The sequence below is a fragment of the Komagataeibacter melaceti genome (genome assembly GCF_003403295.1).
Classification (GTDB): domain Bacteria; phylum Pseudomonadota; class Alphaproteobacteria; order Acetobacterales; family Acetobacteraceae; genus Komagataeibacter; species Komagataeibacter melaceti.
In genome coordinates this window covers 20,805-28,052 of the sequence record NZ_QUWV01000108.1, presented here as the reverse complement: position 1 = coordinate 28,052, position 7,248 = coordinate 20,805, and the positions used below count along the sequence as shown (strand labels likewise).

Here is a 7,248-nt window from a genome sequence, read left to right as displayed (position 1 = left end):
CGTCGGCACGGGGGGAGACAGCTTGGTGGCGGCAAGGATGGGCAGCATGCCGAACACCACCGCCCCGCGCGCCAGAAGCCCCGCCCCCGCCGCAAGCAGGATCAGCACGCAGTCCCACCGCGTCATGCCCACCAGCAGGCGCGGCACCAGCATGGAAGCCAGAACGAACACCAGCGACCCCGCCCAGAAGACAAGCTGCTGCCACAGCTCGTTCAGGAAGCGCCATGTCTGGGGCCGGAAGGTGGATGGCCCGTAGATGGAAATGGTCAGCCCCGAAGCCGCCGTGGCCACAACACCGGAAAAACCGAGGAATTCGTCACACACGATATAGGACAGGTAGGGCAGCGCCACGGTCAGCGTGACCTCCGCCGCCGGGGCCGCCCCCAGCGCCGGGATCATCATGAGCGTAAGCCGCCCGAACACGATACCGATGATCAGCGCGCCGATGAAGGAGACGAGGAACTCCAGCATCGCCCCGCCCAGCATGATCTTGTGGTGCGTGGTAATGGAGCCGAGCAGGATGGTGAAAATGGAAATCGCGGCGGCATCATTCAGCAGCGCCTCGCCTTCCACCAGCCGGGTCAGGCGGCTCGCGGCCCCGATTTCCTTGAAGATACCTGCCACGGCCGAAGGGTCGGTCGTCGCCACGATGGAGCCAAGCAGCAGGCAGACCACCAGCGGCACCCCGGCAAACGGATACAGCGCAAAACCGATGGTGGCGGTGGACACGGCCACGGCGACCACGGCCAGCAGCAGTACGGTGGCGGTTTCATGCGCGAGCCTGCGTACGTCAATGCCCAGCGCCCCCTGAAACACCAGTATGGGCAGGAAGATCAGCAGGAAGGCTTCGCTATTGAGCGGGAAGTCCAGCAGCGTTTCCGCCGCCCCGCTGAACATTTCCAGATGGGTGTTGCGCAGCACCAGATCGGCCGTACCACCGATCACGATGCCCGCCACGGCCAGCAGCACGGTTTCCGACAGTTCCAGACGGCGGGCAAGCGGCTGAACCGCGCTGACAACAACAAGCAGCACGGCGATTGCCATCAGAATTGCTGCCAGACCCGCTATCTCCATTCAAAACCCTCGATTCCCGATCATAACCTGTTTGCAGGCGCATTCTATCAGCCGACCATGAACAGATTATGTCCTTCCTGTTACATCAGCTCCCTGATTTAGATGTGGGAAGCCAAGCCAACAGATTAAAGCCGGTCCAGTCGTACCGTTGCATCAAGTATCAATAAAGCCACACATGCGTTGCATTAACAACACATATGTTCACATTATGGACCCTGATCGTCCATGGGGGCAGCCCCGTCCGTTGCGGCAAGCCATGCCTTTACCTGCTGCTCCGGGTCGGGCATGCGGATGAAGGCGGACACGGCGGAGACACAATCCGCCCCGGCCGCAATACATTCCGGCGCGCGCTCCAGCGTGATCCCCCCGATGGCCACCAGCGGAATCGACCCGATGCGCCGTTTCCATTCTGTCAGCCGCGCGGTGCCCTGCGGTCCCCATGGCATTTTCTTGAGCATTGTGGGCCAGATCGGCCCCAGCGCCACGTAATCGGGCGCAAGCGACAGCGCGCGGTCAAGTTCGGCGTCGCTATGGGTGCTCACACCCAGCCGCAGCCCCGCCGCACGGATGGCGGACAGATCAGCCGTATCAAGGTCTTCCTGCCCCAGATGGATGAAATCCACCCCTTCCTCAATCGCGATACGCCAGTAATCATTCAGCACGAGGCTGACCCCGTGCTGGCGGGCATGGTGCACGCCCGCGCGGATTTCACGGCGCAGGTCATCCGCCGCCATGTCCTTCAGGCGCAACTGGATCAGCCGCGCACCCGCCTGCCCCAGGCGTGCGACCCAGTGTGCGGCATCCACCACGGGATAGATGCGGGAGGGAAGCGTGAAGCTCATAACACGGCCTGCCCGATGACCGGGGTGGACGGTACGGCCATGTCACGCATCTCCATCGGGTCGGCCACATAGGCCATGCGCCCTGCCTCCACCGCCATGGCGAAGGCGCGGGCCATTTCAGCCGGGTCACCGGCCTTGGCCACCGCCGTATTGATCAGCACCGCGTCGTAACCCAGTTCCATGGCCTGCGCGGCATGCGATGGCACGCCAATCCCGGCATCGACCACCATCGGCACATCAGGAAAATGCGCACGCAGCGCACGCAGGCCGAACAGGTTGTTCAGCCCCTTGCCCGAGCCGATGGGCGCGCCCCACGGCATCAGCACCTCGCACCCCGCGCGCAGGAGGCGCTCGGCCCCCACCAGGTCCTCGGTCATGTAGGGGAAGACCTTGAAGCCATCCTCGACCAGAATGCGCGCGGCATCGACCAGCGCGAACATGTCGGGCTGGAGCGTGTCGGATTCGCCAATCACCTCCAGCTTGATCCAGTCCGTGCCGAATACCTCACGCGCCATGTGCGCGGTGGTCACGGCTTCACGCGCCGTATGGCAGCCCGCCGTGTTGGGCAGCACCGGCACGCCCAGCGTGCGGATCAGTTCCCAGAAGGCGTGGCCCGCGCGCGATCCCGCCGCCTCACGCCGCAGCGATACGGTCACGACCCCAGCGCCTGCGCGGCGCACTGCGTCCATCAGGATCTCGGGTGAAGGGTACTGCGCCGTCCCCAGCATGAGGCGCGATGAAAGCTCGGTGCCATAAAAAAGGGTCATGACATCATCCTCCCTGCATGGGGGCCAGAATTTCAATCCGCGCACCTTCATGCAGGGGCATATCGGCCCGCCTGCTGGCGGCGACAAAGCTGCCATCCAGTGCTGTGGCCAGCCGGGCCGTGCGGTCATACCCCAGCTCATCAAGCAGCGCCGCCAGTGTGGGGGCAGTCACGTCATGGTGCTGGTCATTCACCAAAATCTGCATGGTCATCTCCTTTGCGGGAGGAATCAGGCATTACCGAACACGATATCGGCCGCATCGGCCGCGCGCACGGGCGAAAGCAGGAAGCCGTGGCGGTACATGCCGTTGATATGGATATGCCGCCCATCGCGCCGGACGGCGGGCATGTTGTCGGGATAGGACGGGCGCAGGCCGGTGCCGGTTTCCAGTATCTCGGCCTCGCCAAAGGCCGGATGCAAGGCATAGACCGCGCCCAGCATCTCCACCATTGAACGCAGTGTCATCGGGCCTGCATTCTCGCTTTCGATCATGGTCGCGCCCACCATGTACACATGGTCGGCACGCGGCACGATATAGATGGGAATGCGCGGATGCAGCATCCGCACCGGGCGGTGCAGCGTCACGTCCGGGCAGCGCAGCAGCAGCATCTCGCCACGGACACCGCGCATGTCGGCCATCTGGTCACGCGCGGCGATACCCGTGCAGTCCACCACCCAGTCATAACCCGCCGTGCCCGCGTTGACCGGGACATCACACGTGATCTGCCCCCCCAGCCCCACCAGCCTTGTGGCCAGCGCACGCAACGCATCGCGCGGGTCCACATGACCTTCACCGGCAAAGAACAGCGCGCGGGAAAAACGGTCCGCCAGATCGGGTTCCAGTTCCGCGACCTCGGCCTCGCCTATCGTGGAGAAATGCGAGGTCCGCCGCCCGAAGCGCGCTACCTCCCCCACATCCCGCGCGGGGGCCAGCACCAGCGTGCCGTTACGTATCACGCCGGGCACATGGGCATCCCACCAGTCGAGTGAGGCAAGGGACTGCTCGGTCACATCCTTCGGTGCGGATTCGGCCTCGCACCAGGGGGCAAGCATGCCGCCCGCCTGCCATGACGCGCCCGAGCCGATGCGTGGCCCGGATTCATGCACATGCACACGCGCCCCGCGCTCCGCCAGGGTGACAGCGGCGGTCAGGCCGGAAACGCCCGCGCCCCGTACAAGGACAGACGGACCCGCCCCGCCGGAGAATGCCGTTTGTGCTGCCATCTGCGCCGTACCCCCTGTTTATTATCGTGTTTACGAGCGATGTTTGTGCCGGTTCCGCGCCCGTGTCTATTCAACAGTCACGGACTTGGCGAGGTTGCGCGGCTGGTCCACATCCGTGCCCTTAAGCAGCGCAACCTCATAGGCCAGTATCTGCACCGGGATGGTCTGCAGGATCGGGGCCACGAACTCATCCACCGTGGGAATCGCGACCACACATTCCGCGATCTCGCGCAGACGCGGTGCCCCCTCCATGTCCGTGAACACCAGCAGCCGGCCGCCACGGGCCTTGGCTTCCTGCAGGTTGGACAGGGTTTTTTCAAACAAGGGCCCGGACGGCACGGTCGCCACCACCGGTACCGTGTTGTCGATCAGGGAAATCGGGCCATGCTTCATTTCCCCCGCGGCATAGGCCTCCGCATGGATATAGGAAATTTCCTTCAGCTTCAGCGCGCCCTCAAGGGCGACGGGGAACATGGCGCCACGCCCCAGATAGAGCACATCACGCGCCTGCGCCACGATCGCGGCCATGCGGCGGATCTCGTCATGGCGTTCGAACACTTCCGTGGCCTTGCTGGGCAGGTCGAGCAGGGCCGTCACCATGTCTTCCTCCTGCCGTGCGTCCAGCAGGCCACGCGCCCGGCCAAGGGCGATGGTCAGGCACGCCAGCACGGAAAGCTGGGCGGTAAAGGCCTTGGTACTGGCGACCGAGATTTCAGGCCCGGCCACCGTGCCCAGCACGGCATCGCTTTCACGCGCCATGGTGCTCTGTTCCACATTGAGCACCGAGACAATGTGCTGCCCCGCCGCGCGCATGCCGCGCAGCGCCGCCAGCGTATCCGCCGTCTCGCCCGACTGGGAAATCAGCAGCCCCAGCCCGCCCTGCGCCAGTGGCGGGTTGCGGTAGCGCATCTCGCTCGCCACATCGATATCAACCGGAAGCCGGCCATACTGCTCGATCCAGTAGCGCCCGATCATGCCCGCGTAAAAAGCCGAGCCACATGCGGTAATGACGGCGCGGGGCACGGCTGACAGGTCAAAGGGCAGTTCGGGCATCACCACCCGGCGGGTGGCGGGGTCGATCAGGCGCTGGAGCGTCTGCCCGATCACCACCGGGTGCTCATGCAGTTCCTTTTCCATATAATGGCGGTAGCCATCCTTGCCGACCGAGGCCGCGATCAGGGCCGTAACCTTGACCGGGCGTTCAACCGGGTTGCCCGCCATATCAAAGAATTCGGCCCCGGCGGAGGTGATGACACTCCAGTCGCCATCATCCAGATAGGCAATGCGGCGGGTCAGCGGTGCCAGCGCCAGGCTGTCGGAGCCGAGGAACATCTCGTTATCGCCAAACCCCACCACCAGCGGCGCACCATGGCGCGCGCCGATCACCATGCCGTCATGGCCCGCGAAGATCATGGCGAGCGCGTAGGCCCCTTCCAGCCGCTTGAGGCAGGCATGCGCCGCCTCGCGCGGGGAAAGGCCGCGCTGGAGGTAATAATCGACAAGCTGGGCAATGGTCTCGCTATCGGTTTCGGTGGAGAACACCTGCCCCGCTTCCTCAAGCTCCTGACGCAGCGCCTCGAAATTCTCGATAATGCCGTTATGGACAACCGAGACCCGCTCCGTCCCGTGCGGGTGGGCGTTGTTTTCCGTGGGGGCGCCATGGGTGGCCCAGCGCGTGTGGCCGATGCCCGTCACACCCGGCAGCGGCATCCGCGCCAGCAGCGTGGCCAGATGGTCCAGCTTGCCTGCCGCGCGCCGCCGCTCCACCTGCCCGTCTTCCAGCGTGGCAATCCCGGCGGAATCATAGCCGCGATATTCCAGCCGCCGCAGGGCGTCCAGAATGACCGGTGTGGCCTGATTGCTGCCTACAACCCCAACAATGCCACACATCAGCCCTGTTCCTTCCTGTTCTTCAGCCGCTCACGAAATACGCGGGCCTGCTCCGCCCTGTTGGACTGGCGCGCCCGGCCAAAGGCCATGGCATCATCGGGCACGTCATGCGTGATGACGCTACCGGCGGCGGTAATCGCGCCATCGCCCACCCGCACGGGGGCGACGAGGACGGAATCCGAGCCGATGAAACTGTCCGCCCCGATTTCGGTCCGGTGCTTGAAGACACCATCATAATTACAGGTAATGGTGCCCGCGCCGATATTGGCGTTGCTCCCCACCGACGTATCACCCAGATAGGTCAGGTGACTGGCCTTGGCCCCCGCGCCGAGGGTTGTCGCCTTGATTTCCACAAAATTGCCCACGCGCGCGCCTGCCCCCACATCGCTGCCGGGACGCAGGCGGGCATAGGGGCCAATCCGGGCATCAGGGCCGACCACCGCACCCTCGACATGCGAGAACGCATGGATTTCCGCCCCCCGCCGCACATGCACGCCCGGGCCGAACACCACATGGGGGTGTACGACCGTATCAGGCTCCAGTACGGTATCGGCGCACAGGAACACGGTGTCGGGCGCGATCAGGGTGGTGCCGCCCGCCATCGCCGCCTGCCGCAGGCGGGCCTGCACGCAGGCCTCCGCCATGGCCAGTTCGGCGCGGGAATTGATGCCGCGCAGTTCGTCCTCCGGCGCGACAACGGCGCGCACGCATTCACCCTGCGCCACGGCACGGGCCACGACATCACCCAGATAATATTCTTTCTGGGCATTGTTATTGTCGATTTCGGACAGCCAGCGCCGGAAATCATCCGCATTGGCGCACAGCACACCGGCATTGCACAGCCCGATCGCCCGCTCCTGTGCTGTGGCGTCCGCCCATTCCACAATGCGGGTCACCTGCCCGTTATGTGTGACGACACGGCCATAACGTGCAGGGTCGGCCGGTTCCATGGCCAGCAGCGCCAGCCCGGTATCACCGCTGCGGCGCTGTTCCAGCAGGGCGCGCATCGTGCCGGGGGTGATCAGCGGGTTATCGCCATACAGCACCGCGACATCACCCTCACCAAACTCGGCGGCTGCCTGCCGTGCCGCATGGCCGGTGCCAAGGCGTTCATGCTGGACCACCACCGCATGGGGTGCGGCAAGGGCCGCCACGTCATCCATGCCCGGCCCCACGACCACCACGATCCGATCAAAGACCTGCGCCGCGTTGTCGAGCAGGTAGCGCAGCATGGGCCGCCCGGCCAGCTGGTGCATGACCTTGGGCTGTTCCGATTTCATGCGCGTGCCCCGGCCCGCGGCCAGGATGACGGCGGTCGACATGGTCGGCGCAACGGAAGATAGTGCGGTATCTGTCTGGGTATTCATCGCATTGTGCGGGTACTCCCCACCGGATGACCCTGTCAAACCCTTATGCGCGCGCGATACCATCACTTAGAATTTCCGATTGCT

General features: G+C 64.8%; 7 protein-coding genes. All 7 read right to left on the bottom strand.

Annotated elements, in window-relative coordinates; translation table 11 throughout:
• Positions 1-1,074: cation:proton antiporter (locus tag DY926_RS12170; RefSeq protein ID WP_186336160.1), on the bottom strand; the 1,074-nt coding region annotated here is incomplete at its 3' end.
• 206 nt (positions 1,075-1,280) lie between these two features.
• Positions 1,281-1,916, bottom strand: coding sequence for a thiamine phosphate synthase (locus DY926_RS12165; RefSeq protein ID WP_116703615.1), 636 nt, complete (start codon positions 1,914-1,916; stop codon positions 1,281-1,283).
• On the bottom strand, positions 1,913-2,683 hold the full coding sequence (locus tag DY926_RS12160) for a thiazole synthase (protein ID WP_116703614.1): 771 nt from the start codon (positions 2,681-2,683) through the stop codon (positions 1,913-1,915). The genes DY926_RS12165 and DY926_RS12160 overlap by 4 nt, the downstream gene beginning before the upstream one ends.
• A 4-nt stretch (positions 2,684-2,687) precedes the next feature.
• Complete coding sequence (gene thiS / locus DY926_RS12155; RefSeq protein WP_116703618.1) at positions 2,688-2,888, bottom strand: sulfur carrier protein ThiS; 201 nt, start codon at positions 2,886-2,888, stop codon at positions 2,688-2,690.
• Positions 2,889-2,911: 23 nt separating this feature from the next.
• Positions 2,912-3,907 (bottom strand): glycine oxidase ThiO, encoded by a 996-nt coding sequence (gene thiO, locus DY926_RS12150; protein WP_116703613.1) that lies wholly within the window; start codon positions 3,905-3,907, stop codon positions 2,912-2,914.
• A 66-nt stretch (positions 3,908-3,973) separates the two neighbouring features.
• Complete coding sequence (gene glmS, locus DY926_RS12145) at positions 3,974-5,797, bottom strand: glutamine--fructose-6-phosphate transaminase (isomerizing) (RefSeq protein WP_116703612.1); 1,824 nt, start codon at positions 5,795-5,797, stop codon at positions 3,974-3,976.
• Positions 5,797-7,164 carry a bifunctional UDP-N-acetylglucosamine diphosphorylase/glucosamine-1-phosphate N-acetyltransferase GlmU gene (glmU, locus tag DY926_RS12140; protein WP_116703611.1) on the bottom strand — a complete coding sequence of 456 codons (1,368 nt, stop codon included), beginning with the start codon at positions 7,162-7,164 and terminating at the stop codon, positions 5,797-5,799. Before glmU ends, glmS begins: the two co-directional genes overlap by 1 nt.
• Positions 7,165-7,248: the final 84 nt, after the last annotated feature.